A 26,921-nucleotide genomic window follows, 5' to 3' on the forward strand; every position below is an offset into this window, starting at 1 on the left:
GGGCGCAGGATTCCACCTCCACGCTCACGCATCCCCGCCCAGATGGGCAGAACCCTTGCCAGACCTTACGGTTCGCATAGGTCCACTTAGCTGATTAGAGACGCTCACCGAGCCCACCATGAACCCCTCCAGCCCACCGAGGGCCCGCGAGCCCAGGACCAGCAGCTCGGCGAAGCCCGCCGTCTCGCACAGGACGTCGGCCGGGGTCCCGGTCAGCTGCTCGGTGATCACCTCGATGCCAGGGTGGCGAAGCCGGATGCCGTCCGCGGAGTCGCTCGTCACCTGCTCTGCCCAGTGCCGGTAAGTGTCGGGATCCAGCAGTGGTGTCCTGACCACGAACCTGGGAGTCGGCTCCGAGATGTACATGATCTTGAGGGGCAGGCCGCGCAGCACCGCTTCTCGCGCCGCCCACTCGGCCGCGTCCCGGCTCTCGGGCGAGTCGTCGACACCTACGGTGACGGTGCGGGACATGGTCTCCACCTCCCGGGTCGAGGGTTCCGACACCAGCGTGGCGTCGCGGTGCCGAGGCAATCAGGGGGCACACGGCCCCATCATGGCCCGACCGACCCTCTGCGGCCCGGAAGCGCCCCTCTTGCGGCCCGGAAGCCGCACGGGCCCGTCCGAGGTGCCCTGCGGCCCCTGGCGCTGCCGGTGTCCCCGGCACACCCTGGATGGAGCGGACACCTCATCGAGGCCCTTACGGAGTCACCATGTACGGCACCCGCCACATCGTCAGCGACGTGATGACCCAGCCGGTCGCCGCCGTCGGCCGCCGTGCCCCCTTCAAGGAGATCGTGCAGCTGATGCAGGACTGGCAGGTCAGCGCCCTGCCCGTGATCGAGGGCGAGGGCCGGGTGGTCGGCGTGGTCTCCGAAGCCGACCTGCTGCCCAAGGAGGAGCTCCGGGACGAGCCCGACGCGGGCTACCTCCAGCTGCGACAGCCCGTCGATGTGGCGAAGGCCGGCGCTCTCACGGCCGGCGACCTCATGTCGTCCCCCGCCGTCACGGTCAGGGCCGGCGCCACCCTCGCCGAGGCCGCGCGCATCATGGCGCACGAAGGGGTCAAGAGGCTGCCCGTGGTGGACGACGCAGGGCTGCTGGCCGGTGTCGTCAGCCGGGCCGATCTGCTCAAGGTCTTCCTGCGCGACGACGAGGACATCGCCGAGGAGGTGCGGCGGGAGATCGCCTCCTGCCTCTTCCCGCCGCCGTCGTCGGCCGTCCACGTGGAGGTGCACGACGGGGTCGTGACGCTCACCGGCCGGCTCCCCGACACCGCCCTCGTGCCCGTCGCAGCCCGGCTGATCAGGGCCGTCGAAGGGGTGGTGGACGTGGAGTTCGACCTCGCTCACGACACCGCCGTGCGGTAACCGGAGGCGATATCGTCGTGGTGACTGGGCAGGTCGGCCCTCGTGCGACCGCCGGTGATGATCGGCGTCCTGGGGCAGTCGGCAGTCTGCCATCGTCCGCGAAACGTGGGGTCGCCATGACCGAGATGCGCACCTTCAGCGAGCAGGACCCGATCCGCGTGTTCTTGCTCGACGATCACGAGGTCGTACGACGTGGCCTTGCCGACCTCCTCGACGCGGAACCCGACATCAGCGTCGTCGGCGACGCGGACACCGCCGAACACGCGCTGGTCCGGGGCTTCGCCCTGCGCCCCCACGTGGCCATTCTCGACGTCCGCCTGCCCGACGGCGACGGCATCTCGGTCTGCCGCGAGTTGCGCGACCGGATGCCCGAGCTGGCGTGTCTGATGCTGACCTCGTTCGACGACGAGGACGCCCTGCTGGATGCCATCATGGCCGGCGCGTCCGGATACGTCCTGAAGCAGATCAGGGGCTCGGACCTGGTGTCAGCGGTGCGCACCGTGGCCTCGGGGCAGTCGATGCTGGACCCGGCGACAACCGCCCGGCTCATGCATTCCCTGCGCGCGGACGCGGCCGAGGTCCCCTCCCTGCCGGCGGAACTGGCCGGCCTCTCTCCTCGGGAAAGGGACATCCTCGCGCTGATCGGTGACGGCCTGACCAACCGCGAGATCGGCAAGCGGCTGTACCTGTCGGAGAAGACCGTCAAAAACCACATCTCCCGGCTACTGGCGAAGCTCGGAGTGCAGCGCCGGGTCCAGGCGGCCGTCCTCGCCTCCCACCTCGACCAGCCAAACCCCCACCTGCACGATTCCCACCATGCCGGGAGGCCAGATCCCCCGGTGATCGGATGGGAGCGGCCGAACTCAGTCGGCCTCAGTCGGCGCTGAGCAGGTTCTTCACCTCGATGACGTCGGCGATCCCCTCGACCTCCGCCACCAGTCGGGCCATCGTCGCCGACGGCAGCCTCCCGGTCAGCTCCACGATCCCGTCGTGCACGGTGACGGCCACACTCTCCCGGTCAGCCGGTGGGCAGCAGGCTTCGAGCGTGGCCTGAACTTCCGCCCGGATACCGGAATCATCCCTGATCAGCGCCTGCAACAACGCGTCACGCCGCACGACGCCCACGAGTCGGCCGTTGCGATCGGTGACGGGCATGCGCTTCACCCGGGACAACGCGGCGAGCCAGGCGGCCTCGGCCACCGTCGTGCCCGGCAGTACCGTGATCGCGGGACTCGTCATCAGGTCGGCGGCCGTCTCGCCCCGGGCCTTGTCGTGCATCCGGCGTTCGCGCAGTCTGCCGATGCGTCCGGGCCGGTGGCCGGAGGCCTCGAACGCGACCTTGGCCAGCAGATCGGATTCCGAGACGACGCCGACGACATGGTCATCGGTGTCCACGACCGGGAGCGCGCCCACCTGCTCGCGGGCCAGCAGCCGGGCGATGTCGCGATACGCCTGGTCCTCGCAGAGGGAAGCGGCGGGCACGTCCATCACGTCCCGCACCAGTGGCGTACTGGGTTCCTGCGGGAGGTCTGGCCGCCGTGCGGGCGTCGTGGCCGACGGTGCCCGCTCCTCGGTGTCCGCGTGTTCAGCCGCACTGCCGGAGTGCTTGGCCGCGGCTGAGGCGACCGCACCCAGGTAGCGGAGCAGCATGTCCTGTCGAGCCGCTTCTCCCGGGCTCCAGGCATGTGCGGGCACACCCTGCCGAGCATCGGCCTCCGCGCGGAAGTTCTCGTGCGCGTTCACAGCGGCCTCCTGACTCCGTCGAGTCGCCTACCGTCCCAGTCTCCCGTTCTCGTCGCCCATGCCAAGAGCCGAACGGCCCTGGTGGAACGACGTAAAGGCCCTATCCGGTGCGGGGTGGGCCGGGAACGGTGAAACTGGAGGAGCACCGACCGGCAGGAGGCTGCCGATGAGCCTGCGGGACTTCCTGGAGCGGTTCCGTCCGGCGGGGACGCCGGGGGCGTCGGCGACCGGCGTGCCTGCCGACCGCATGGCGGAGCGCGCGGCCGAACTGGAGCCTGCTCTTGCTCGGCTGACGGATGTTCAGCAGCAGGTGGCACGGATCCTGGCCGCCGCGGAGGAGACGGCCGCGGCCCTTCGACGGAACGCCGTACGCGAGGCGGAACATCTCCTGGCGGAGGCGCGGCAACAGGCTCCAGAGGTTCGCCGGCAGGCCGCGGAACCCCTCCTCCGAGAAGCCCGGCAGGAGGCCGCCGCGCTGCGCGCAGCTGAAGACCGTACGGCCTCGGCGATCCGCGAGCGGGCAAGGGAACGCATGCCGCACCTGGTGGACCTCGCCGTGGCCGATGCCATGAGACCGGCTCGCGGGACGGCGGAAGAGCCGTGAGCGCCGGCTGGGTCGCCGCAGCGGTGCGCGCGCGAGCCCTCGTCGCAAGGTATCCGGGCGCCGAGGGGGCACGTGAGATCGCCCGCGGTCCGACGCTCGACGACGCCCTGCGGCGCCTCGCCACGACGCCGTACGCACGGTACACGCGGACGACCGCGGGCCTTCCCGATGCTCAGCGGGCGGTGGCCGCCGGCCTCCTGTGGCATCTGCGGGTGCTGGCCGGATGGCTGCCGCCCGGCGGCGCTCGCCTGCTGGTTCCGCTCGCGGCGGGATTCGAGATCGCCAACGTGGTGACCCGGCTGCCGACACCGGACGGTCGGCGAACCGAGACACCGGAGCCGTACCGGCTCGGTGCCCTGGAGACAGCTTGGCGCAGCCTGGAGCGTGCCGGGACGCTCGCGGAGTTGCGGGCGGCGCTCGCCGCCTCGCCCTGGGGTGACCCGGGCGGCGACACCCCGTGGGCCCTGGTCACCGGCATGCGGATGGCCGCAGCGCGGCGCACCGCCGTGTCCGTCCCGCCCGCACACCGCTGGGCTCAGGGGCGTGCGGTCCTGCTGACCGCGCGAGAACTCTTCGTGCACCACCGCTCTCTCACGGAGTCCGTACGTCGCGATGCGGCACGACTGCTCGGGACACGGGCGTCGACCGCCTCGTCCTACCGGGAGTTCCGCGACAGCCTTCCCTCAGCCGCCCGATGGGTCCTGGCCGGCATCGACGAGCCCGGTGAACTGTGGCGGGCCGAGACCCGCTGGTGGCGGACGGTACAGACCGAGGGCGCGGCGATGCTGCGCCAAGGTCGGTACGTTCCCGCGGTCGTCGTCGGCGCGGTCGCGTTGTTGTCCGTGGACGCCTGGCGGGTGCGGGCCGCGCTGGAGTCCGCGGCACGGGGTGGACGGCCCGGAGAGGCGTTCGATGCCCTGGTCTGAGGCGATTACACCGGTCCGGATGCGCCGCGTGGCGGTGGTCGTACCGCAGACCGGCCTGCGAGACGCGCTGGTGCGGATCGCCGAGGAGGGCTGCGTGGAACTGGACCGCGCCGAGGAGGCGGCTCCGGGGGCGGCGGCCGTGCGGCTGCAGCGGCTGCGTGGACAGGGAACGACATCCGAGTCCGAGAGCGCCGCTCCAGCCGTACTGGCCGTCACGGCGCCCGATCTCGACATGCTCGACCATCGGCGCCAGGTCGCCCTGCTGGCCGGTGAGGCCCAGCTGGAGGAGCGTGCGCAGGGCGCCGTGCGGCAGGGGGAGGTGGCCGCGCTGGCCGGATGGTGCCCGGCCGCCGAGGTACCGCGCGTCGCGGACCGACTGGCCGCGGCGGGCGGCGCGCTGTTGCCGTTGCCCCTGCCCCGCGGCACGGATCCGCCGACGCTGCTGCGCTCGGGCCGGGCCGCCTCCTTCACTCCCCTGGTGTCGACGTACGGCACACCGGCCTACGCGGATCTCGACCCCTCGTGGCCTGCCGGCCTGGCCTACGTCGTGATGTTTGGGATCATGTTCGGTGACGTGGGGCACGGCGCGCTGCTGGTGCTCGGCGCATTCGCTCTGCACCTGGGGTGGCCCCGCTCCTTGGCGCGTTTCACCCGGCTGTGGCCGTTCCTGGCGGGCGCGGGAGTCGCCGCCATGGTCGCGGGCGCCGCCTACGGCGAGTTCTTCGGGCCGACCGGGCTGCTGCCGGTGCTGTGGCTGAGCCCGCTGGACGAGCCCGCTCGTCTGCTGGCCGCCGCAGTGGTCTTCGGGGCCGGTCTGCTGGTGCTCGCCCATGCCGCGGGCGCGGTGAACCGCGTGCGGGAGAACGGGTGGGCCGTGGGCCTGTACGCGGCTTCCGGCTGTGCCGGGCTGCTGTTCTACCTGGGGCTCGCGCTGGCCGCGGCGGGCCTGCTCCTGCACTGGCCGGCCTTGGCAGTGGCCGGGGCTGCGTGCGCCGCGGCCGGGCTGGCGCTGGTGGCGTTCGGCTTGTTCCGGGTCACGGCGGGCGGCGGCGCGGGAGTCGCCGAGACGGTGGTGCGGCTGTTCGACGTCGTCGTGCGTACCGGCACCAACACCCTGTCGTTCGCCCGGCTCGCAGCCTTCGGTCTCACTCATGCCGCGCTCGCCGACCTGGTGTGGCGCGGCACCACGGCCCTGTCAGGGCGTGGCGCCGCCGGTGTCGCGGGCGCCGCTCTGCTGTTCGTCGTGGGCACGGCCGTCTCCTTCGGCCTGGAGGCCCTGGTGGTCGGCGTGCAGGCCTTGCGGCTGGAGTTCTACGAACTCTTCTCCCGGCTTTTCGAGACCGAGGGCCGCCCGTTCCGTCCCTGGCACGTTCCCCCTGCGGAACCTGCCGACCCCGCTGCGAAGGTGATCGCATGCTCACCTGGCTGATCGTCCTGCCGGTCCTGGTCTCGGTGCTCGGTGCCGTCCGGCTGCTGCGGCGGCGCCGGACCAGACACGCCTTCCGCTGGCTTCTGGCCACGAACCTCGCTCTGCTGGGCGGCGCCCTGGTCGTCCTCGGCACGGCGCTGACGGGGCCCGCACAGGCTTCGGCGCAGGCCGCCGCATCCGGTGGGGTCAACGGGTCCGCCTTGATCGGTGCGGCCATCGCGGTGGCCGGAGCGTCGATAGGAGCCGCGATAGCCGTCGCCTACACGGGAGCTGCGGCATTGGCCGCGCTGAGCGAACGACCGGAGATGTTCGGCCGGGCCATGGTGATCGTCGGACTGGCGGAAGGCATCGCCGTGTACGGGCTCGTCGTCGCGATCCTGTTGATCGGAAAGGCCTGACGATGGGAACGGTGGCCGCCATCGGCGCACGGACCAGCGTGTGCGGACTGGCGCTTGCCGGCGTCGACGTCCTCGTGGCGGAGGACCCGGACGCCGTTCGCAGGGCCTGGCGGACGTTGCCCGGCACGGTCGGCCTGGTGATTCTCACGGCCGAGGCCGCCGAAGTCTTGGGGGACGCGGCGATGGCGCCGGCAGCGACCCGGCCGTTGACGGTGGTGATGCCCTCGTGACCGCGCCGGTTGATGAGCTGGACCCCGTCCGCGTCGAGCTGCTGCGCGCGGCACGAGCCGCTGCCGACGTCACCCTGGACCGTGCACGCGCCGACGCGGCCGACACCCTGCTCGCAGCCCGCACCGCGGCTGAAACAGTCCTCGCGCAGGCCCGCCGACTTGGTGAGGCCGACGGCGCCAAGGAGGCCGACCGGGAAAGGGTGCGGGCCGCACAGGAGGCCTGGGAGACGGAACTCGCGGTCCGCGCCGAGGTCTACGCGGCACTCAGGGCCGAGGTCCGACGGGGCGTGCGGCGGGCGCTGGCTCGGGAGGGTGTGGTTGCCCGGTCACACCTTGCTGACGTGGCACGGGCCGCACTGGGTGCGGAGGCTGAGGTCAGGGCCGCTGAGCAGGGCGGGGTGACGGCCGAAGTGCCTGGCCGCCGAGTCGATCTGTCGGCGGACGCCCTTGCCGACGGCGCCCTGGACCGGTTGGGGGTGCGGGCCAAGACGCTCTGGGGACCGCCGTGATCACTCCTGGCGACCCGGGGCCGGACCGGTCCGGCGCGGGCGCGCTTGCACACGTCGCGGGCGGTGCCCCGACCGCCGGCCGGGCTGATCGCCTCCGCATCCTCCGTGTGGCCGGCTCCCTCGTGGAGATCGCCTGCCCTCCCACGGTCGCCATGCACGATCTCGTCCTGCTGGGCAGCGCCGGCCTGCCGGGCGAGGTCGTCGCCATCCACGGGGACACCACCTCCGTCCAGGCGTACGAGTACACCGGCGGGTTGGCGCCCGGACACCCGGCGGAGCCTCAAGGGCGGCCGCTGACGGTGCGGCTGGGCCCGGATCTGCTCGGTGGCGTGTTCGACGGCCTCCTGCGCCCCCTGGTGGGCGCCGGCGATCTTCTGACGACGAGCGGGCCGGCGACCGCTGAGGCGGCTGCACGGTCGTTCACGCCCCGGGTGGAGCGAGGGGAAAGGGTCGGGCCCGGTGACGTCCTCGGGGACATCGGCGCGCGTGTCCCACTGCGGCTTCTGGTACCCCCGGACCTGTCGGGCGAGGTGACGCGGATCGCGTCGGCGGGCGCGTACGCCTCGGACGCCACGCTCGCCGTCGTAGGCGGAGACGACGTGCGCATGGCTCAGTCGTGGCCGGTGCGCAGGCCGCGGCCGGTCGGCCGGCGCCTGCCCGCGGACACGCCCCTGAACACCGGGCAGCGTGCCGTCGACTTGCTCTTCCCCGTGGCGCGCGGCAGCACGGTCGCCGTCCCGGGCGGTTTCGGCACGGGCAAGACCATGCTGCTGCAGCAGATCGCCAAGTGGTGCGACGCGGACGTGATCGTCTACGTCGGCTGCGGCGAGCGCGGAAACGAAATGGCGGACGTCACCGAGGAGTTGGCGGAGCTGACCGATCCTCGGACCGGTGGCCGGCTGGCGGAGCGGACCGTGACGATCGCGAACACCTCGAACATGCCGATGATGGCACGCGAGGCGAGTGTGCACACGGGCGCGACCGTGGCGGAGTACTTCCGCGACATGGGCCTGGACGTCGTCCTCATCGCCGACTCGACCTCCCGGTGGGCGGAGGCGCTGCGCGAGTTCGCCTCCCGTATGGGCGAACTGCCCGCCGAGGAGGGCTACCCGGCTTCCCTCGCCTCCCAACTGGCCGCGTTCTACGAGCGGGCGGCGGCCGTTCGCACGCTGGGCGGCGCGACGGGGTCCGTCACGGTGATCGGTGCCGTGTCTCCACCGGGCGGCGACCGCACCGAGCCCGTCACCGCGCACACCGAACGGTTCGTGCGGTGTCTGTGGAGCCTGGACCGCGACCTCGCCTACGCACGGCACTATCCGGCCGTGTCCTGGTCGGAGTCGTTCTCCCGGGACGCCGCCGCGCTGTCGGTCGCACACGCGCGTGCCGGTGACCCCGGTTGGGCCGAGCGGCGCGGGCGCGTCGCGCGGCAGCTGGCGGAGGCGGACCGGCTGGCCGACCTCGTCGAGCTGGTCGGCATCACCGCTCTGCCGCCCCGGGAACGGATCAGTGTGCTTGCCGGGCGGCTGCTGCGCGAGGCCGTGATCCAGCAGAGCGCGCTGTCCCCTGCGGACGCCTACAGCGCCCCGGCGAGGACGGCGGCTCTGGTGGATGCCGTGCTGACCGTGATCGACCGTTGCCTGGAGGTGGTGGACGCCGGTACTCAGGCCGAGGTCGTCGAGGCGGTCGACTTCAGCCCGTTGCTGCGGGCACGCGAGGCGGCGGGCCCCGCGGAGACAGCTCCGGTGACGGCTGCCCGAGACACCGTGCTGGCCCGGCTCGAGGAGACAGCGTGAGCGGCCCGGCGGAGGTCGAGTACACGGGCGTGCGTGAACTGCGCGGTCCCCTCGTGGTCGTCGAAGGGGTGAGCGGGGTGGGCTGGGACGAGTTCGCTACGATCGTGCTCGACTCCGGTGAACGGCGACACGGGCTGGTCCTGGAGGTGGACCGCGACCTCGCGGTGATCCAGGTTCTGGAGGACACGTCCGGCATGAACCGCACCGGCACCCGTGTCGCCTTCTCGGGGTCGCCGATGCGGATCCCGGTCGGTGCCGGGTGGCTGGGGCGGGTGTGCAACGGGCGCGGCGAACCGGCCGACGGTGGACCGCCGGTGCTGGGCGGGTCGTACAAGGCGGTCAGCGGCGCGCCGATCAACCCGGTGCGCCGGGAACCGCCGAACGAACCGGTGCTCACCGGGGTGGGCGCGGTGGACGTGCTGACCACGCTGGTGCGGGGACAGAAGCTGCCGGTGTTCTCGGCCGCCGGGCTGCCGCACCTGGAACTGGCCGTGCAGATAGCGGCCCAGGCGACCTGTGGGGGTGAGCCGTTCGCCGTCGTATTCGCCGGGATGGGGCTCACCCACGCCGACACGGCGTTCGTCCGTGACGGGCTGGCCGCGCGTTCCGCGGCACGGGAACTCGTCCTGTTCCTCAACACCGCCGACGACCCGGTGATCGAGCGGCTGCTCACTCCGCGACTCGCCCTGAGCGTCGCCGAACACCTGGCGTTCACCCAGGGCCGCCACGTTCTGGTGGTGATGACGGACATGACGGCCTACTCGGAGGCACTGCGCGAGGTGTCCGCCGCACGTGGCGAGATACCGGCACGGCGTGCCTACCCCGGCTACCTCTACAGCGACCTGGCCTCCCTCTACGAACGCTGTGGCAGAATCAGGGGCCGCCCAGGGTCCGTCACCATCCTGCCGGTGCTCACCATGCCCGCCGGCGACATCACCCACCCCGTTCCCGACCTCACCGGTTACATCACCGAAGGACAGATCGTGCTGTCCGCCGACGTCCAGGCGGCCGGCACCTACCCGCCCGTCGATCCGCTGGCCTCGCTGTCGCGTCTGATGCGCAAGGGAACCGGGGCGGGACGCACCCGTGCCGATCATCCGGCGGTCGCCGCACAGCTGATAGCAGCGCTGGCCCGGTCCCGGCAGGTCGCGGAACTCGCCGACCTGATCGGCCGTGCCGCGCTCAGTCCGACCGATCTGCGCTACCTGGACCTCCAGGACGCCTTCCGGGATCGCTTTCTCGCGCAGGGCACCGACGAGGACCGGCCGTTGGACGATTCCCTGGATCGGGCCTGGGAGGTGCTACTGACCCTGCCGCGCAGCCAACTCGGCATGCTCCCGGCCGACCTGATCGACACCCACGCTCCACCGCAGCACGAGGAACGGCGATGAATCCGCGGGGACGCCGCGTCGCGGCAGGGCGGGCCGGGCGCCTACGGCTGCGTCGCGGTCTCGCCACGGCGCTGCGCGGAGCGGACCTGCTCGAACGCAAACTCCGGCTCCTGCTGGACCGCGAGCACACGGCACGCCGGGCTGCTGAGGACGCGCGCCGGGTGTGGGAGGAGAAGCTGGCCGACGCGGAAACCTGGCTGCTGCGCGGGGTGCTGCTCGGAGGCGAACGCGCGCTGGCCGAGGCGGCGCCCGCAGACCGGGCCCGCGTCGACATCCGGTGGGCCGCGCTGATGGGCGTACGCCACCCGGCGGCAGTGGAGTGCGCGGCGCCCGTACGCTCCCCGGCGGAGCCGACTCCCTCCAACACGGCGCTCGCCCACGCCGAAACGGCTTACCGCGCCGCGGTCCGCGCGGCGGCGGAACTCGCCGCCCATCAGACAGCCGCCGACCTGCTGGCCGCCGAGGCCGAACGGACACGGCAGCGAGTCCGTGCCCTCCGCAGACACTGGATCCCGCGCCTGCGGGCCGAACTGGACGCTGTGGAGCTGGCGTTGGAAGAGGCGGAACACGAAGAAGCGGTACGACGCCGCTGGGCCGCCACCCGCGCGGACCGATGATGGATCGTCTCTGGTGGCGTGGACCGGTTCGCGCGGGATCAAGCTGGCGCCCATCGCACCGCGTCCGGTCCCTTGACGCCTGGGCCGAAGAGCCCATGCGCGGGACCCTGAAGTCCCTTTCCTCCTACACGGTCGCGATCAGACTGGGATCAGGGAACCTCGACACTCGGCGGCGATCACCATGTCCGACGTCACCACCACCGACCTCTACGAGGTGACCATGGCCATGTCCTACCTCCGGGAGGTCATGCGGGCGCCGGCCACCTTCAGCCTCTTCGTCCGCGACCTCCCGCCCGGCCGGGGCTTTCTCGTGGCCGCTGGTCTGGAGTCCGCCCTGGACTTTCTGGCCCGCTTCCGCGTGGAGAGGGACGATGTCGAGAGGTTCGCTAACGCCCTGCACCGGCCTGTCCCGGACCTCGAACCGCTCCTCGGGCTCTCTTTCGAGGGCGAAGTGCGCGCGATCCCGGAGGGCCATGTGGTCTTCGCCGGTGAGCCCCTGCTGGAAGTGACCGCACCACTCCCCCAGGCCCAGCTCGTCGAGACGTACCTCCTGAACCAGCTCTGCCACCAGACGGCGGTGGCGTCCAAGGCGGCACGCTGCGTCCTGGCCGCGGCCGGCAGGGCGGTCGTGGACTTCTCACTGCGCCGCACGCACGGCCCCTGGGCGGGGCTGCAGGCCGCCCGACTGGGCGCCATGGTGGGCTTCGCCGGCACCAGCAACGTCGCCGCCGCCACCTCCCTGGACATTCCGGCCTCGGGCACCATGGCCCACTCCTACATCGAGGCGTTCCCCGGTGAGGAGGAGGCGTTCCGCGCGTTCGCGCGCTGCCACCCCGGCCCGGTCACCTTCCTCGTCGACACCTACGACACGGAGGAGGGCGTGCGTGTCGCCGCCCGGGTCCTGACCGCGCTGGGACTCGGGCCCGGTTGCGCGATCCGCCTGGACAGCGGCGACCTCCACGCACTCTCGCGGCGGTCGCGCGCCCTGCTCGACGCCGCCGGGCTCACCGACGTACAGATCGTTGCCAGCGGCGGACTCGACGAGTACGGGGTGGACCGGCTCATACGCGATGGAGCCCCCATTGATGTGTACGCCGTGGGCACCAAGGTGGGCGTCGCCGCGGACGCCCCGTACCTCGACGCCGCTTACAAGCTCGTCGAGTACGACGGCAGGCCCGTGATGAAGCTGTCCTCGGCGAAGGTCACGGCCCCGGGCCGCAAGCAGGTCTTCCGTCGGCCCGGAAGGCCGGACGTCATCGCCCTGGCGGCCGAGGAACCACCGGACTCCGCACAGCCGCTGCTGCGCACGGTCATGCGGCGTGGGCGGCGAACGGGGGCACTGGACCACTGGCTGGACGCACGCAAGCGGTTCCGCGAGGACCTGGCCGGTCTGCCCGACTCAGCGCGCCGGATCGTGAATCCCGAGCCGGTCCGGCCGGTGCGGTCCGAGGCACTCGACCATCTGACGGCCTCGGTACGAGCCGACATCGAAGTCCGCCGTAGCCCGGAGCACCGCACCATGCCGTCGGACATGGCCGGCCCCCATTCCGCCGCGCTCTCGGTCTCCGGACACTGACCTGCCACGTGACGGCGGAGGGGTCGGCAGGCCTCCGGTGGGGACCAATGGCCCCTGGCAGGCAGGCGCTGCCAACGCCTTCCATGGAAGTGGCGGCGGCATCCTTCCGCGCCACCGCAAAGAAGGAGGCGAGGGCGATGTCCGCTCCCGCACCAGCGAAGAACGCGCATGCCGTCACGCACGCCGGCCCAGAGGCAACCGGCACCTCCATGCGCGCCCGCGTGGGCGACGAGATCGTCATACGTGGGACCACGGCCGGGGTCGTCGCGCGAGACGGCGAGATCGTCAGCCTCCACCATCAGGACGGCAGCCCGCCCTACGACGTGCGGTGGGCCGAGGACGGACGAGTGACCCTGTATTTCCCGGGTCCTGATGCGTACGTCCGGCACTTGGTGAGCGGGGGCGGGCATGTCCGGGCCCGGTGACGGCCGACCAATCGTGGTGGGTGTCGATCCCGATCCCGTCCACCGGATGGCACTGGCCTGGGCGGCGGACGAGGCCGCCCGCCGTCGGGTGCCGTTGCGCGCGGTCCATGTGGAGGGCGTGCCCACTCGGGGCTACCGGAGGCAGGAAGTCCCGCCGTCCTGGGAGGAATGGAACGAGGCTCTGCACAAGGCCGGCCAGCAGGTGCTGGGGCAGGCCGTGGACTTCGTCGCGGCCCGGCACCCGCAGCTCCAGGTCGACGCACTGCTCGCGGAGGGCGACCCGGTGTGGGTACTGCGCGAGCAGAGCCGCGACGCCACCGCCGTCGTGCTGGGATCGCGGCACCTGAGCCGGAAGCAGGAGGTGTTCGGCTCCGCGTCGGTCGCCCTGCCGGTCATGGCCCGTACGCACTGTCCCCTGGTGGTCGTCCCCGAGCCGGAACACGTCACCGAGGAGCCGGCCTACTTCGTCGTCGGTGTGGACGGCAGCGAGCACTCCGCCGCCGCGGTCGACGTGGCGTTCGAGGAGGCGGCCCTGCGCGGCGCCCGGCTGCGGGCCCTGCTCGTCTGGGAGCCCGGACCGCTGAGGGTCTTCGACGAGCACCAGCCGCAGCAGGAGTGCCGACGGCTCCTCTCCGAGATCGTGGCGGGACGCCAGGCCCGCTATCCCGAGGTGGACCTGCACCACGAAGTGCTCGTCGGGCATCCCGTCCAGGTGCTCACCGACGCCTCGGCGCATGCGTTGGGCCTGGTGGTGGGGACCCGGGGCCGTGGAGGCTTCACCGGCATGCTGCTGGGCTCGGTCAGCCAAGGCGTGCTGAACCACGCCCGCTGCCCTGTCATCGCCGTACCGACCCGCGAGTGAACCGGCAGACTGGCACGAAGGGAAGCCGCCGTGACTGCACAACCTCTCGACGTGGACACTGTCGCCGGGCTCGTGGCGGACGCCGCGGCGGCGCCCTCGCTGCACAACGCCCAGCCCTGGACCTTCCGCTACCTGCGGGACCTCGGTGTCCTGCGGCTGTACGCGGACCTGGGGCGGGCACTGCCGCGCACCGACCCCGAGAACCGCGGCCTGCACGTGGGGTGCGGCGCCGCCCTGCTCAACCTGCGCGTGGCCGCTGCGGCAGCCGGGCTCGCGCCGGTCGTCCGGTTGCTACCGGACCGGGCCTGCCCGGAATTCCTCGCCGAGGCGCATCTGTGCGGCACGGGAACCCCCGACGGGGCGCTCGCCCGGCTGAGTCCTGCGATCCATCGCCGTCACTCCAGCCGCTTCCCCTTCCGCGAGGAGACGCTCCCCCTCGCCGTGCAGGAGACGTTGCAACAAGCTGCGCTCGCCGAGGGCGCACAGCTGCTGTTCCCGGGCGCGTGGCACGTGCAGTCGATCCTGGAGCTGGTGCGGGACGCCGAGGGCAGGGAGGCGCTCGCGCCGGACGTGCGTGAGGAGACGGCGCGCTGGGCCCACACCGGCTCTTCCGGCAATGCCGGGGCCGCTGACGGCATCGCGGCCGAGGCTTTCGGTCCTCGGCAGCGCCACACCTCGGTCCCCGTGCGTGACTTCGCCGCCGGTCGTCCGCTGCCTGAACGCGGCTGGGCGCCCTTCGAGAGGGAACCGAACATCGCCCTGCTGGGCACAACCCACGACAGGCCCGCGGACTGGCTGTCGGCCGGTCAGGCTCTGGAGCGGGTCCTGCTCCAGGCGACGATGGACGGGCTGGTCGCCTCGGTCACTTCCCAGCCCCTGGAGTGGCCCGAGATCCGGTGGGCCGTCCGCGACCCGGTCTCTGCGATGGCTCATGTCCATATGGTCATCCGGCTCGGTCACGGCCCCGAAGGCCCCGCGAGCCCACGGCGGGCTGTGGCCGATCTGCTCGACGTTCTCTGAACCGGCCCCTGCGAGCCATGGGACAGCGAGGAGGAACGCATGAACGTCTCCGAGGTGATGACGGCTCCTCCGGTGTGCGTGGCGCCGAACGTCACCCTGGTCGAGGTGGCCCGGCAGATGGCCGAGAGCGCCGTCGGGTCTGTGCTGGTGGTCGAGGACGGAGCACTGCACGGCATCGTCACCGACCGCGACCTCGCCGTTCGTGGCATGGGCGGCGGCCTGGACGCGAGGGCACGGGTGGACGCGGTGATGTCGGCCCGCGTCGTCACGGTCGAGGCCGTCGAGGATGTAGGGGCTGCCTATCGCGCGTTCCGTCGCACGGGGGTCCGCCGGCTTCCGGTCCTGGACGCGGGCCGGGTGGTGGGGGTGCTGACGATCGACGACCTGTTCCTCGACCTGTTCCGGCGGTTCGCCGACCTGCTGGGGCCGGTGGCCTGGAGCGTCCTGCAGGAGCCTCCGGGACCGCCCCAGGAGGCCGGAGCCCCGGATGAACCCTGAACAGGCCCGGCAGGGCACGACCGCGCTCCACGAGGACGATCCGGCGGCGGGCGGCGAGACCGCGGCACAGGCGCCACCCACGGACCGGCCGAGCACCCCTGTGCCGTCGATCCCCTCCCTGCCGGTTCCCGCGGTCTTCGCCGCCCTGGGAAGCTCCCCGCGCGGTCTGACGCCAGCCGAGACCACCGCGCGACGGGACCGCTACGGTCCCAACGAGCTGCCTGAAGCAAGTCACGGCCAGGTATGGCGTCGGCTGCTCGCCCAGTTCACCGACCTCTTCGCGGTCGTCCTGCTGGTCTCCTCGGCGATCACGTTCCTCGCCTACTGGCTCGGACAGCCCCGGGACCCCGCCACCCTGCAACTGGCCCTGGCCATTCTCGGTGTGGTGCTGCTGAACGCCGGCATCGGTTTCGCACAGGAGTACTCCGCCGAGCGCACCGCGGAGTCCTTGCAGGCGATGGTGCCGCACACCTGCCGGGTACTGCGGGACGGGGAACGGCGGGAGCTGTCCGCGCGGGATCTGGTGCCGGGCGATGTGGTGGTCCTGGAGGCCGGGGACGCGGTGCCAGCCGACTGCCGGCTGGTCGAGGCTCAGGAAGCGGCCGTCAACAACGCCGCGCTCACCGGTGAGAGCGATCCCGTCACACGCATCGCGGAACCCGTGCCGCCGGGGCCGCCGCTGGAGGCACGCAACTGCGTCTTCATGGGCACCGACCTGGTCGCCGGCACCGGCAAGGCCGTCGTGTTCGCCACCGGCACGGCCACCGAGTTCGGGAGGATCTTCCGGCTCACCGCCGCCGCCCCCAGGCAGCAGACCCCACTGCAGCGGCAGGTCGCCGTCATGGCCCGCCGGGTCGCGGGCGTGGCACTCGCAACCGGCGCCGCCCTGTTCGCGGTGCGCGTGCCCAGCGGGCAGCCGTTCGTCGACACGTTCGTCTTCTCGCTGGGTGTGATGGTCGCTCTCGTGCCCGAGGGGCTGCCGGCCACGCTCTCCGTGTCGCTGGCGATCGGTGTGCGTCGCATGGCCCGTCGGCACGCACTGGTCAAGCAGTTGCTCGCCGTGGAGGCGCTGGGTTCGACCAGCGTGATCTGTACCGACAAGACGGGCACTCTCACGCAGGCGGAGATGACCGTCGTGCAGCTGTGGGCGGATGGGGTGTCGCACGCCGTGGCGGGAGTGGGGTACGCGCCGGTCGGTGAGATCACCGACGCCCTGCCCGTACGGGAACTGCTGCGGGCGGCGGCTCTGTGCAGCAACGCCCGAGTGGTGCGGCCCGCCGGGCGGGACGCGTGGCGGGTGCTGGGAGACACGACCGAGGGTGCGCTGCTGGTGGCGGCCATGAAGGCCGGTCTGGACCCCGCCAAGGAGGAGATGCGGGCACCCCGGGTGGCGGAGTATCCCTTCGACTCGGCGCGGAAACTGATGAGCACCGTCCATCGCGACAGCGACGGGACGTATTTCGCATGTACCAAAGGCGCCCCCCTCGAACTGCTCACCCGCTGCGACGCCCTCGACCACGGTGACGGGAAGACGCCGCTGACGGACGCCGATCGCAGCCGTGTGATCGCAGCGGCGGACGGCATGGCCGGGCAGGGCCTGCGCGTGCTGGCGGTCGCCCGACGTCAGGTCTCCGGGCCTCGGCCGCCGATCGCGGATGTCGAGTCGGAGCTGACCCTGCTGGGGCTCGCCGGGATGTACGACCCGCCCCGGCCGGAGGTACGGGACGCGGTGGACTCGTGCCGGCGGGCCGGGATCCGCATCGTCATGGTCACCGGTGACCATCCGCTGACCGCGGAGGCGGTCGCCCGTCGCGTCGGCATCGTGCGCGAGGCGGCTCCGGCCGTGGCAACCGGCACCCAGCTGGACACGATGGACGACAACGGGCTGGACGACCTGCTGACCGGCTCCACCGAACTGTTGCTGTGCCGCGTCAGCCCCGAGCACAAGATGCGGGTGGTCACCGCGCTGCAGCGGCGCGGAGAGGTCGTAGCCGTCACCGGCGACGGGGCCAACGACGCCCCGGCCCTCAAGCACGCCGACATCGGCGTCGCCATGGGCGCCTCCGGCACCGACGTCGCCCGCGAGGCCGCCGTGATGGTGCTGCTCGACGACTCCTTCGCCTCCATCACCACCGCGGTGGGACTGGGCCGCTCGGTCTACCGCAACATCCGCAAGTTCCTGATCTACCTCTTCAGCCACAACATCGCCGAACTCATGCCGATCCTCGCGGCGACCTTCGCCGGGTTCCCGCTGGTGCCGATCACGGCCGTACAGATCCTCGCCATCGACCTCGGCTCCGACGTGCTGCCCGCCCTCGCGCTCGGCGCGGAACCGATGGAACCCGACGTCATGAACAGCCCGCCGAGGCCCCGACAGGAGCGGCTCTTCTCGGCCGCCGTCATGGGCCGCATCCTCTTCCTGGGCGGTATCCAGGCCCTCGGCGTGTGCGCCGTGTTCTTCTGGCACATCCACGCCTCCGGCATCCCCTACGCGGACTTCACCAACGACAATCCCGTCTACCGCGAGGCGATCACGATGGTCCAGGCCGGCATCGTCGTCAGCCAGTTCTTCAACGCCCTCGCCGTGCGCACCGACCGGCAGAGCGTCTTCCGAGCCGGTCTGCTGAGCAATCCGTGGCTGCTGGCCGCCGGCTGCTTCGGCATCGGGCTGATGGCCGCCATCAGCTACGCGCCACCGCTCCAGGCCGTCTTCAACACCGCGCCGCTGACCCCAGCCGACTGGGCGGTCCTGGTGGCGTTCGGAGCTCTGCTGCTGGCGGCCGAGGAACTCCGCAAGTGGACGCTGCGGCGCCGGAGAGCATCCCCGACGGGAGGAAGGCCATGAGAGTGATCATCGCGGGCTGCGGTCGGCTCGGGGCCACCCTGGCCACGCAACTCGTCACCGAGGGCCATGACGTCCGCCTCATCGACCGCCAGCCCAAAGCGCGGCAGAGGTTGTCACCGGGCTTCCCCGGCGCCTTCCACGTCGGAAACGGCTTCAGCCGGTCCGCGCTGGAATCGGCCGGCATCGCCCATGCGGACGCGTTCGTCGCCGTCACCTCCGGGGACAACAGCAACATCGTCAGCGCGCGCACCGCCAAGGAGACGTACCGGGTCCCGATAGTCCTCGCCCGCATCCACGATCCACGCCGCGCGGACATCTACCGGGACCTGGGAATCCCGACCATCTCCAGCGTCCGCTGGGCTGTGGGCCGCATCCACCAGATGCTGCTGCACCGGCACCTCACACCCGAAGTCTCCTTCGGCAACGGCGAGACGCTCCTCGTCCGCTCCCAGCTGCCGTCCTATCTCACCGGACGACAGGTCACGGAGTTCGACGTCGACGGCGAGATCCGGGTCGTGGAGATCACCCGTGGCGGCCGGTCGCTGCTCCCCGCACGCGGTGTCCTGGCCGAGCCCGGCGACCTCGTCACCTTCGGTGTCGCCGCAACGGCGCTGGGCCGGCTGAGCGGCTTTCTCGACAAGGAGCTGGGAACGTGAAGGTCCTGATCGCGGGCGCGGGCCGACTCGGCACCCAGATCGCCCAGGTGCTGTCCGCCGCCCGTAACGACGTCACCCTCGTCGAGTACGACGACGAGCGCGTGGCGGAACTCGGAGGCCTGCCGCACGTGCGCCTCGTGGCGGGGGACGCCTGCGAGCCGGGCCTGTTGGAGAGCGCGGGCGCGCTGGCCTGCGACCTCGTCATCGCGGTCACCGGCCGCGACGAGGACAACCTGGTCATCAGCCTGCTGGCGAAGCGGCAGTTCGGGGTGGGCCGGGTTGCCGCGCGCGTCAACGAGGCGGAGAACGCCTGGCTCTTCGACCAGCGGTGGGGCGTGGACGCGGCGGTGCCCGCCGCTACCCCGCTGATCTCCCTCATCGAGGAAGCCACTGGAGCCACGGACACGGTGGCACTGCTGCGGCTGAGCAAGGCCGGTGTCGAGGTCATCGAGACCGCGATCACCGAACGGTCCCGGGCCGCCGGTCACACGCTGGGCGAGGTCTCCCTGCCCGCCGGCACCGTGGTCGCCACCGTCGTACGGGGCGGACAACCCACTGTCCCGGGTCCCGACGTGCGGCTGCTCCCCGGCGACGAGTTGCTGCTCGTGTCGCACGAGGCGACCGAACAGGAGATCCACGCGGCCTTCCAGTGAGCTGCCCCGGCACGGGACCGGCTTCGCGTCACTGCTTCTGGCAGCGCACGATCACGACTGGGCAGCTCGCATGCTGCGACACATGCTGGCTGACGGAGCCGAGCAGGGCGCGGGCGAACCCGCCCCTGCCCCGGCTGCCGACGACCAGGAGCTCGGCACCTTCGGCGGCCCGCAGCAGAACATCCGCAGGGTTGCCGTGCACCACATGGGTCCGCACCGAGCTCGCGGCGTCCGCGCCGAGCACGTCGGCCAGCTCCTGACTCATCTTCTGCCGGGTCTCGTCTTCGTCGACGTCCATGTCCACAGCGGGCCCCGACCAGCCGTACAGGCCCGGCAGCTCCCACACCGCGACCGCGTCCACGGTGCCGCCGACCAGGCTGGCATAGCGCACTGCCCAGCGCAGGGCCTCGTACGAGGACTGTGACCCGTCGACACCGACCACCACCCGGCGCTCGGAGGCATCCTTGTCCATGCGTCCCACCTCTCCTTCGTCTGTGCCCGCCGGGCCGGTGCACCTCTGCTCTCCACGCTGCGGGCCTCCTCGCCGCACCGCCAGAGATGAGCATCCGGCGGCATGACGGGCGATGGGAGCGACGGTGCCGTCAGCGCCCGTAGCCTGTTGCGGCGCGGCTGCTGACGGACGCGTGGTCGTCCGGAGACCGCCGCGGGGCGCAGCCGGGTTTCCAGGCGCTGGTGCGCTGGAGCGACTGGGACGGCAGCCGAACGGGCACCGCGCCGGTCAGGGCATGGCTTCACCGGGGAGCCACGGAGACGGTATGGCTCGACGCCCGCGGGCTCATCGCCATCCCGCCCGAGAACCGGGACTTCGCGGTGGCCGCCTGTGTGGCGGTGGGCTTTGCGACGGCTCTCGCTGGTCCGGCTGCCGCCTACCGCGTCCGGCGGCCCGTCGACCGCAGCATCGACCGCCGCCGCCTCGCAGATGTAGTCGGGCTGACCGAACCTGCCGCATCTGCGTGTAGTGGCCGGACACAGCCTGTCCGGCAACGGCAGCACCGCGACGGCGACGACTGTCAGGATGACGGGCAGCCTGCGCTCCCACCGGTCCACCGGCCGTTCCAATGGGCTTCGAGCCCCGGGCCCGCGCGAGGACTCACCAGGAGTCCGGGGTGTCCGCATGGCACGGCCTCCGCCCTGGAGTCGTCGGGCCACGGTGCCCAGGGGATCGACGCTGGGTGTCGACCGTCTCGGGAGGGGCCGATGAGCCATCGCACCCAAGCCATTCCGCAGGCCGAGCGCGTCTCTTGCGGTGCTCCGGCGACTTCTGCCAGGAGCGCTCGGCGGCGAGCCACTCGCCCGGCCATCGGCACCGTCTGCTCGATTGCTCGCAGCGCGGAAGGCGATCGGATGCTGCTGCCCGACGGCACGTGGACGCGTCGAGACCATCAGGATTCGGAGCCTCTTCGGCTGAGAGCGCGGCGTCGTCCGTGCCTCGCTCTCCATCGTGTGCCGATGCCTCGACCCTTCACTGCCGTTCGGGCACGACCGCGACCGGGCACTGGGCATGATGCAGGAGTGCATGGCTCACGCGGCCGAGCTGGAATCCGAAGGCACTCGTTCGGCGCCGTGCCCCGACGATCACCAGGTCGGCAGCGGCCGACCGGTCCACGAGGATCTTGGCGGCCGGTCCCTCCGGCGTCGCCGAGCGCGTCCGGACATGCGGATACTCGGCGATCGCGGCCTTGAGCCGAGCGTCGACGACAGCAGAGGCACGGTCCTCGTGCGTGTCCGCCGACCCTTCTGTACGTATCCGGTTGCCGTTCCTGTCGAAGGCGGGCCTGCGCCAGGCATGGACCACGTCCAGGACACAGCCGCGCACTTCGGCCTCCCGGAAGGCGTACCGCACGGCCTCGGTACTCGTGTCGTCGGCGTCACCGATGCCCAGCAGGATCCGCTCATGCGTGCCCGCGAGCCCCGCCGGATCGCCCCGGACGACGATCACCGGGCAGTGCGCCCGAGCCGACACGGCCAGGCCGACCGACCCGAGAAGCAGTCCCTTGACCTCGCCCCGGCCACGCGACCCCGTCACCAGCGTGAAGGCCTGGCCACCCTCGTGAACGAGAGCGGCCACCGGGTCCTCCGGGATGATGTCAGCGGTGACCTTGACATCCGGGTTGCGGCGTTCGGCGCGATCGGCCGCCGAAGCCACGATGTGCTCGGCCAGCACCTGCTCGGAAGGGCGCCCCGGGCCCACCGAGGGAAGGCCGGCCTCATAGCGCTCCCATAGGGAGGCGTACACGAGCCTCATCGGAGCACCGTGGCGCACGGCCTCGTCCACGGCCCAGTCGACCGCCGTCAGACACGAGTCCGATCCGTCGACGCCCACCACCAGAGGGAGTGTCATCGTCCCCACCGCCTTTCCTGGGTGCCTGGCGTACGGCACGTGGGGGGTGACCTTCACCGTCGCATCCCCGTGTCACAGGTCGCGAGGGCGGTTCGACCCGTGCCGGGGGACTTTCGGCCCCGCTACCGCTCGTGGTTTCGCTCGTACGCCTGCCGCACGGAGGCAGCGACCCGGTCGGCCAATCCCGGGAGCGCCGACCGCACCGCTTCGCTCAGGCGCGCGCCGAGTTCGACGTCGGCCACCTCCATGGCGTGCACCACGAGACTCGGCGGCAGCTGGTCGAGGGCCTCCGCCAGGGCGAGGCACTCCCCGAGGCCGAGCGCATGCGTACTCGCCGTACCCGCTGTTCGGGTGGCCGCGTCCGCCGCCGTGAGGGTGTGCAGCTCCCCTGGCCGGCTCGGCCGAGCGCGGAGCGCTTCCACCACGACCACCGTGTCAGCGCCGCGCCACAGGTCGAGCATCCGGGCAGGTTCACCGTCGCTGACCGCCAGGACGGTTCCGTCGGGAACCCGGCCCCGCAAGGCCTCCACGGCTGCCGGGCCGACACCATCGTCACCGCGCAGGGGATTGCCCACGCCGATCACCACGACCCGCCGGCTCATGCGCGTTCCACGGTGACGTCGAGGAAGTGGGCGGCGCAGGAGATGCAGGGATCATGGTTGCGGATGGCCCGTTCGCAGAGACGAGTCAGTTCCTCGTCGTCGGCGGCAGGCCCGGGCCCGTCGAGGCGAGCCTGGACAGCTCTGCGCACGTCCTCCTCGATGGCCGTCTGGTTCTGGGCCGTCGGCGGGATGATGCGGGCCTCGGTGAGCGTGCCGTCCTCCGTGAGCGCGTAGCGGTGGTACAGCAGACCCCGGGGCGCCTCGGTGGCCCCGGCGCCCACGCCCCGGCGGGGCGGGACCTCGACGGCCGGCCGGGGAGGTGGTTCGTATCCGTCGATGATCCGCAAGGCCTCCTCTACGGCCTGCACCACTTCGATGGCCCGTACGACGATGCTTCGGAAGGGGTTGTCGCAGATAGCGCCGGCCGCGGGATCACCGAGACCGGCTTCCCCCGCCGCCTCGGCGGCCACGGGATGCAGCCACTGACCGTTGATCGCGTAGCGGGCCAGCGGGCCGGTGAGGTAGCGGCGGCCGTCGAGCGTGGCCGTCAGGGCGGTGGAGTGGGGTACCTGCCCTTCCCGGACGTGCTGTTCGAAGTCGGACAGGGGGATCGAGTGCGGCGCCCGGCCGTTGTCGGCAACGGCCATGACCGCCGGTGTCCCGGTGTCGACGGCGTACCGGCCGGGGTCGCGCAGCGCGAACAGGTCGTGGTCGCACACCGCGTCGGGGAAGTCGAACGCCGCCACCCAACGGACGGTCTCCAGCGCGTCGTCCCGGGCTTGCCGCAGCCGTTCCGCCAGAGGGCGCAGCTCGTCCGGCGTCGGCGTCCGGTAGAAGCCGCCGATCCGGACGTTGACCGGGTGGATGGGGCGGCCGCCGAGCTGTTCGACGATCGCGTTGCCGGCCTGCTTGAGCCTCAGGCCGCGCTCGACGGCGGCTCGTTGGTCGCGGGCGAGTTCCACGACGTCGGCACGCCCCAGGAAGTCCGGGGCGTGCAACAGGTAGATGTGCAGGGTGTGGCTCTCGATCCACTCGCCGCAGTACAGCAGGCGGCGCAGTTCCGCGAGGGGGCCGTCGACCGTGATGCCGCTGGCGTTCTCGATCGCCTGGCAGGCGCTCATCTGGTAGGCGACCGGGCAGATGCCGCAGATGCGGGCGGTGATGTCAGGGGGTTCGGTGTGGCCCCGGCCGGTCAGGAAGGCCTCGAAGAAGCGTGGGGGTTCGTAGATGCGCAGCCGCGTCTCGGCGACCGTGTCACCCTCGACGCGCAGGTGGAGGGCAGCCTCGCCTTCCACCCTGGCCAGCGCGTCCAGCCGCAGGACGCGGGTTCCGCGATGGTTCATGCGAGCCTTTCCGGGCGGGGGTCCGTCAGGCCGGAGGGCCCTGTCGCTCCTCGGCCGCGAGGTCGGGTACGGGGGCATATTCCGGCGACGCGGCGTTGAAGGTGCGGAAGACACGCTGGACGTCCCGCTCGCTCATCCCGTCGTGGCGCAACTGGGCGATCATGGAGCGCAGGTTGGGTTTGCTCGACGGTCCGAAGCAGCCGTAGCAGCCGCGTCCGTAGGCGGGGCAGATGGCACCGCACCCCGCGTGCGTGACCGGGCCCAGACAGGGGGTACCGTGGGCCACGGTGATGCAGGTGGTGCCGCGCCTCTTGCACTCGAAGCAGACGCTGTGGTTGGAGATCTGGGGCCTGCGGCCGGCCAGGTAGGCGGTGATGACCTCGAGGAGCTGGCGACGGTCGATGGGGCATCCGCGCAGCTCGAAGTCGACCGGCACGTGGGCCGAGATCGGTGTCGAGGTCTCCAGCGTGGCGATGTACTCCGGCCGGGCGTAGACGGCGGCGAGGAAGTCGTCGACGTCGGCGAAGTTGCGCAGTGCCTGGATGCCGCCCGCGGTGGCGCAGGCCCCGATGGTCACCAGGTACCGGGAGATGCGGCGGACGTGCTGGATCCGCTCGGCGTCCTCGGCGGTGGTGATCGACCCTTCGACCAGGGAGAGGTCGTACGGTCCCCGACCCTCCAGCCGCGCACGCTCCCGGTCGGCGCCCTCAGCCGGGGTCATCTCCAGGAAGTGGTCGATCCGTACGCGCTCGGTGAGGCCGAGGAGTTCGTCCTCGCAGTCCAGCAGGGTCAGCTGGCAGCCGTCGCAGGAGGCGAACTTCCACACGGCGAGCGTCGGCCGCGGGTCGCGAGCCTGCCCAGGTTCGGTGGCCATGTCACAACTCCCTCACAAGGAGCAGGGGCGCCACGCGGTCGTAGCCGACGACCGGCCCGTCGCGGCACAGCAGGAGCGGACCGAGCTGGCAGTGGCCGCAATGGCCGGTGGCGCAGTGCATGTTGCGTTCCAGGGACACCTGAATGCGGTGCGGGGCCAGGCCCCGGGCCACGAGGTCGCGAGCGGTGTGACGCATCATCACCTCAGGCCCGCACACCAACGCGCAGGTCCGTTCCGGGCGCAGTTCGAGGCGGTCCAGGAGCGTGGTGACCACGCCCACCGCGCCCTGCCAGCCCGGGGCGGGCCGGTCGACGGTCACCTCCACCCGGGCCTGGCCCCGCCAGCTCTCGATCTCGTCGCGGTAGACCAGATCGGCAGGGGTACGGGCGCCGACGAGGACCGCGAGCGGGCCGTACGCCGCCTGCCGGTCCAGGACGGCGTGGACAACCGGCCGCAACGGTGCCAGACCGATGCCGCCGGCGACGATCAGAACATCGTGGCCGACCGCCGCTTCGAGGTCCCAGCCGGTGCCGTACGGCCCGCTGAGCCCGACGCTGTCACCCGGGCGCAGTCGGCAGAGAGCGGCGGAGACCGCACCCACCGCACGCACGGTGTGTACGAGCCCTCCATGGCGGCCCTGCAGGGCGCTGGCAGAGATAGGCGCCTCACCGACCCCGAACCCGTAGATCATCGCGAACTGCCCTGGTGCGAAAGGCGGGAGTTTCCGTCCGGCCGGTACCAACTCGATCGACCGGGTGTCGCCGGTCTCGTCCCAGGTGCCGGCGACCCGGTACGGCAGCGGGGGCGTCACGGTGCTCATGGTGGCTCCGGCGCCGATGCCGACGTTCCGGACTGTGTCCAGTCGTGCAGGGCGGCCGCTTCCTCGGTGATGTCGATGCCGACGGGGCACCACACGATGCAACGCCCGCAACCCACACAGCCGGACGAGCCGAACTGGTCGTACCAGGTGCCGAGTTTGTGGGTCATCCACTGCCGGTAGCGGCTGCGCGAGGAGGCGCGGACCGGACCGCCGTGCAGCTGGGAGAAGTCCAGGTCGAAGCAGGAGTCCCACAGCCGCCACCGCTCCGCGTGGTCGCCGGTGAGGTCGGTGACGTCCTCGGTGGTGGTGCAGAAGCAGGTGGGGCACACCATGGTGCAGTTACCGCACGTCAGGCACCGACCTGCGACGTCGTCCCAGCGGGGAGCGTCGAGGGTTCCGGCCATCAGCTCCCGCAGGTCTGCCTCGGGCATGGTCCGGCCCATGCGGTCCGCGGCGGCCGTGACGCCCGCGCGAGCCATCTCTTGGGTTTCGGGGTCGGCCGGACGAGCGGGCAGTTCGGCCAGGATCTCCGCGCCTTCCTCGCTGCCGCTGCGCATCCAGAAGCGGTGCCCGTCCTCGTCGACCACTTCCGTCATCACCAGGTCGTAGCCGGGACCAGCAGCGGGTCCGGTGCCCATCGAGACGCAGAAGCACGTGGCGCCGGGCTCCGTGCACTCGACCACGATCAGCAGTGCCCCGGAACGCCGCCCCTCGTAGCCGGGATCGCGGTACGCCCCACCGGTCAGTACGCGGTCCTGGATGGCGATGGCCCTCAGATCGCAGGGGCGCACACCGAGGAACGCGTACCGAGGCGGCGTGGCCTGGTCGGCTGTGAAGACCAGCTCCCCCTCCACCCGGTCGGCGCTCCACTCCCGCACCCGTGCCGGGTGCAGGAAGGACTTCCACGACTGGGGACCCGCCGCGTTCGCGAAGGCGGCGCCGTCCGGCCGTTTCCGCAGCCGGTACCGCCCGGCCTCCAGCTCCACTCCCCACCCGTACGGCAACTCGTCGGCCGACCGCAGCTCCGCCAGCACGATGGCGCCGTCCCGGGCGGTGGGTCCGACCACGGTGAAGCCGCGCCGGATCAGGACGTCCACGAGCGCGGCCATACCGTCCTTGCCCATGACGAGCCCGTCGGACGCGGGCGGCTGGGAGGCATGCACATCGGCGTCGGTGCTCATGACCGGCCTCCTTCGGCACAGCGGACGGCACGTGGAGCCCCGCCGTCCCCTCACACCTACGATCGCAGCATTTCCGCTGCAGCGCCGCGCTGGCAGAGCCACGTGGCCACGACGCGGGGTCCATTGGTCCCGTTGACCGGGGCCGACAGGTGTGGTGGCTGAGAGCAACTACGGGCAGGCGATCCGGAGCGGCGACG

The 26,921-nt window shown here is 71.9% G+C and carries 28 protein-coding genes; 19 read left to right on the forward strand and 9 right to left on the reverse strand.

The annotated features are described in order from the left end of the window. Positions 1-24 precede the first annotated feature (24 nt). On the reverse strand, positions 25-471 hold the full coding sequence (locus tag ACIBJF_RS37115; protein WP_399180585.1) for a universal stress protein: 447 nt from the start codon (positions 469-471) through the stop codon (positions 25-27). Positions 472-710: 239 nt separating this feature from the next. On the opposite strand from ACIBJF_RS37115, the gene ACIBJF_RS37120 reads away from it, so the two are divergent. Both ACIBJF_RS37120 and ACIBJF_RS37125 read left to right on the forward strand, forming a co-directional pair. Beyond that, positions 711-1,367, forward strand: a complete 657-nt coding sequence (locus tag ACIBJF_RS37120; RefSeq protein WP_399180587.1) for a CBS domain-containing protein — start codon at positions 711-713, stop codon at positions 1,365-1,367. 116 nt (positions 1,368-1,483) lie between these two features. After that, positions 1,484-2,254 carry a response regulator gene (locus tag ACIBJF_RS37125; RefSeq protein WP_399180589.1) on the forward strand — a complete coding sequence of 257 codons (771 nt, stop codon included), beginning with the start codon at positions 1,484-1,486 and terminating at the stop codon, positions 2,252-2,254. Here the strand turns inward: ACIBJF_RS37125 and ACIBJF_RS37130 are convergent. Beyond that, positions 2,241-3,110: a CBS domain-containing protein gene (locus ACIBJF_RS37130; protein WP_399180591.1), complete on the reverse strand. Its 870-nt coding sequence runs from the start codon at positions 3,108-3,110 to the stop codon at positions 2,241-2,243. The two genes, ACIBJF_RS37125 and ACIBJF_RS37130, sit on opposite strands and share 14 nt — an antisense overlap. Before the next feature lie 166 nt (positions 3,111-3,276). Here ACIBJF_RS37130 and ACIBJF_RS37135 point away from each other — a divergent pair, with 166 nt between their 5' ends. From ACIBJF_RS37135 to ACIBJF_RS37215, 17 genes are all read left to right on the forward strand, one after another. Then, positions 3,277-3,714 (forward strand): hypothetical protein, encoded by a 438-nt coding sequence (locus ACIBJF_RS37135; protein ID WP_399180593.1) that lies wholly within the window; start codon positions 3,277-3,279, stop codon positions 3,712-3,714. After that, complete coding sequence (locus ACIBJF_RS37140; protein WP_399180595.1) at positions 3,711-4,640, forward strand: hypothetical protein; 930 nt, start codon at positions 3,711-3,713, stop codon at positions 4,638-4,640. The genes ACIBJF_RS37135 and ACIBJF_RS37140 overlap by 4 nt, the downstream gene beginning before the upstream one ends. A gap of 19 nt (positions 4,641-4,659) precedes the next feature. Then, positions 4,660-6,069, forward strand: coding sequence for a V-type ATPase 116kDa subunit family protein (locus ACIBJF_RS37145; protein ID WP_399180596.1), 1,410 nt, complete (start codon positions 4,660-4,662; stop codon positions 6,067-6,069). After that, positions 6,054-6,467: an ATP synthase subunit C gene (locus ACIBJF_RS37150; protein WP_399180598.1), complete on the forward strand. Its 414-nt coding sequence runs from the start codon at positions 6,054-6,056 to the stop codon at positions 6,465-6,467. The genes ACIBJF_RS37145 and ACIBJF_RS37150 overlap by 16 nt, the downstream gene beginning before the upstream one ends. A 2-nt stretch (positions 6,468-6,469) precedes the next feature. Next, entirely contained in the window at positions 6,470-6,697 is a 228-nt protein-coding gene (locus ACIBJF_RS37155) for a V-type ATP synthase subunit F (protein WP_399180599.1), read from the forward strand. Beyond that, the gene (locus ACIBJF_RS37160; protein ID WP_399180601.1) at positions 6,694-7,206 is read left to right on the forward strand and encodes a hypothetical protein; all 513 of its coding nucleotides are present in this window, start codon (positions 6,694-6,696) and stop codon (positions 7,204-7,206) included. Before ACIBJF_RS37155 ends, ACIBJF_RS37160 begins: the two co-directional genes overlap by 4 nt. A gap of 107 nt (positions 7,207-7,313) precedes the next feature. Then, positions 7,314-8,999 (forward strand): V-type ATP synthase subunit A, encoded by a 1,686-nt coding sequence (locus tag ACIBJF_RS37165; RefSeq protein WP_399180603.1) that lies wholly within the window; start codon positions 7,314-7,316, stop codon positions 8,997-8,999. Next, entirely contained in the window at positions 8,996-10,390 is a 1,395-nt protein-coding gene (locus ACIBJF_RS37170) for a V-type ATP synthase subunit B (RefSeq protein ID WP_399180605.1), read from the forward strand. The genes ACIBJF_RS37165 and ACIBJF_RS37170 overlap by 4 nt, the downstream gene beginning before the upstream one ends. Next, complete coding sequence (locus ACIBJF_RS37175) at positions 10,387-11,007, forward strand: V-type ATP synthase subunit D (RefSeq protein WP_399180607.1); 621 nt, start codon at positions 10,387-10,389, stop codon at positions 11,005-11,007. Before ACIBJF_RS37170 ends, ACIBJF_RS37175 begins: the two co-directional genes overlap by 4 nt. Positions 11,008-11,188: 181 nt before the next feature. Beyond that, positions 11,189-12,583: a nicotinate phosphoribosyltransferase gene (locus ACIBJF_RS37180; protein WP_399180608.1), complete on the forward strand. Its 1,395-nt coding sequence runs from the start codon at positions 11,189-11,191 to the stop codon at positions 12,581-12,583. A gap of 137 nt (positions 12,584-12,720) precedes the next feature. Beyond that, on the forward strand, positions 12,721-13,008 hold the full coding sequence (locus tag ACIBJF_RS37185; RefSeq protein WP_399180610.1) for a DUF1918 domain-containing protein: 288 nt from the start codon (positions 12,721-12,723) through the stop codon (positions 13,006-13,008). After that, complete coding sequence (locus ACIBJF_RS37190; RefSeq protein WP_399180612.1) at positions 12,992-13,870, forward strand: universal stress protein; 879 nt, start codon at positions 12,992-12,994, stop codon at positions 13,868-13,870. Before ACIBJF_RS37185 ends, ACIBJF_RS37190 begins: the two co-directional genes overlap by 17 nt. Before the next feature lie 30 nt (positions 13,871-13,900). Next, positions 13,901-14,890 carry an Acg family FMN-binding oxidoreductase gene (locus tag ACIBJF_RS37195; protein ID WP_399180614.1) on the forward strand — a complete coding sequence of 330 codons (990 nt, stop codon included), beginning with the start codon at positions 13,901-13,903 and terminating at the stop codon, positions 14,888-14,890. A gap of 39 nt (positions 14,891-14,929) precedes the next feature. Next, positions 14,930-15,388, forward strand: coding sequence for a CBS domain-containing protein (locus ACIBJF_RS37200; protein WP_399180616.1), 459 nt, complete (start codon positions 14,930-14,932; stop codon positions 15,386-15,388). Further along, positions 15,378-18,233, forward strand: a complete 2,856-nt coding sequence (locus tag ACIBJF_RS37205) for a cation-translocating P-type ATPase (RefSeq protein ID WP_399180618.1) — start codon at positions 15,378-15,380, stop codon at positions 18,231-18,233. The genes ACIBJF_RS37200 and ACIBJF_RS37205 overlap by 11 nt, the downstream gene beginning before the upstream one ends. Further along, positions 18,230-18,889 carry a potassium channel family protein gene (locus tag ACIBJF_RS37210; RefSeq protein ID WP_399180620.1) on the forward strand — a complete coding sequence of 220 codons (660 nt, stop codon included), beginning with the start codon at positions 18,230-18,232 and terminating at the stop codon, positions 18,887-18,889. Before ACIBJF_RS37205 ends, ACIBJF_RS37210 begins: the two co-directional genes overlap by 4 nt. Next, positions 18,886-19,542 carry a potassium channel family protein gene (locus ACIBJF_RS37215; RefSeq protein ID WP_397993694.1) on the forward strand — a complete coding sequence of 219 codons (657 nt, stop codon included), beginning with the start codon at positions 18,886-18,888 and terminating at the stop codon, positions 19,540-19,542. Before ACIBJF_RS37210 ends, ACIBJF_RS37215 begins: the two co-directional genes overlap by 4 nt. Positions 19,543-19,570: 28 nt before the next feature. Here the strand turns inward: ACIBJF_RS37215 and ACIBJF_RS37220 are convergent, their stop codons facing one another. From ACIBJF_RS37220 to ACIBJF_RS37250, 7 genes are all read right to left on the reverse strand, one after another. After that, a complete protein-coding gene (locus ACIBJF_RS37220) occupies positions 19,571-20,014 on the reverse strand; it encodes a universal stress protein (RefSeq protein WP_399180622.1) in 444 nt (147 codons plus the stop codon). Positions 20,015-21,025: 1,011 nt separating this feature from the next. Next, the gene (locus tag ACIBJF_RS37225) at positions 21,026-21,904 is read right to left on the reverse strand and encodes a universal stress protein (RefSeq protein ID WP_399180624.1); all 879 of its coding nucleotides are present in this window, start codon (positions 21,902-21,904) and stop codon (positions 21,026-21,028) included. 122 nt (positions 21,905-22,026) lie between these two features. Continuing rightward, the gene (locus ACIBJF_RS37230) at positions 22,027-22,506 is read right to left on the reverse strand and encodes a hydrogenase maturation protease (protein ID WP_399180626.1); all 480 of its coding nucleotides are present in this window, start codon (positions 22,504-22,506) and stop codon (positions 22,027-22,029) included. After that, a complete protein-coding gene (locus ACIBJF_RS37235; RefSeq protein ID WP_399180628.1) occupies positions 22,503-23,849 on the reverse strand; it encodes a Ni/Fe hydrogenase subunit alpha in 1,347 nt (448 codons plus the stop codon). The genes ACIBJF_RS37230 and ACIBJF_RS37235 overlap by 4 nt, the downstream gene beginning before the upstream one ends. Positions 23,850-23,874: 25 nt before the next feature. Then, entirely contained in the window at positions 23,875-24,723 is an 849-nt protein-coding gene (locus ACIBJF_RS37240; RefSeq protein WP_399180630.1) for an oxidoreductase, read from the reverse strand. Position 24,724: 1 nt separating this feature from the next. Further along, complete coding sequence (locus ACIBJF_RS37245) at positions 24,725-25,543, reverse strand: FAD/NAD(P)-binding protein (RefSeq protein WP_399180632.1); 819 nt, start codon at positions 25,541-25,543, stop codon at positions 24,725-24,727. Beyond that, entirely contained in the window at positions 25,540-26,724 is a 1,185-nt protein-coding gene (locus ACIBJF_RS37250; protein ID WP_399180634.1) for a 4Fe-4S dicluster domain-containing protein, read from the reverse strand. Before ACIBJF_RS37250 ends, ACIBJF_RS37245 begins: the two co-directional genes overlap by 4 nt. Positions 26,725-26,921 lie beyond the last annotated feature (197 nt).

Origin of the sequence: Streptomyces sp. NPDC050743 (assembly GCF_044456925.1) — a bacterium.
GTDB lineage: Bacteria > Actinomycetota > Actinomycetes > Streptomycetales > Streptomycetaceae > Streptomyces.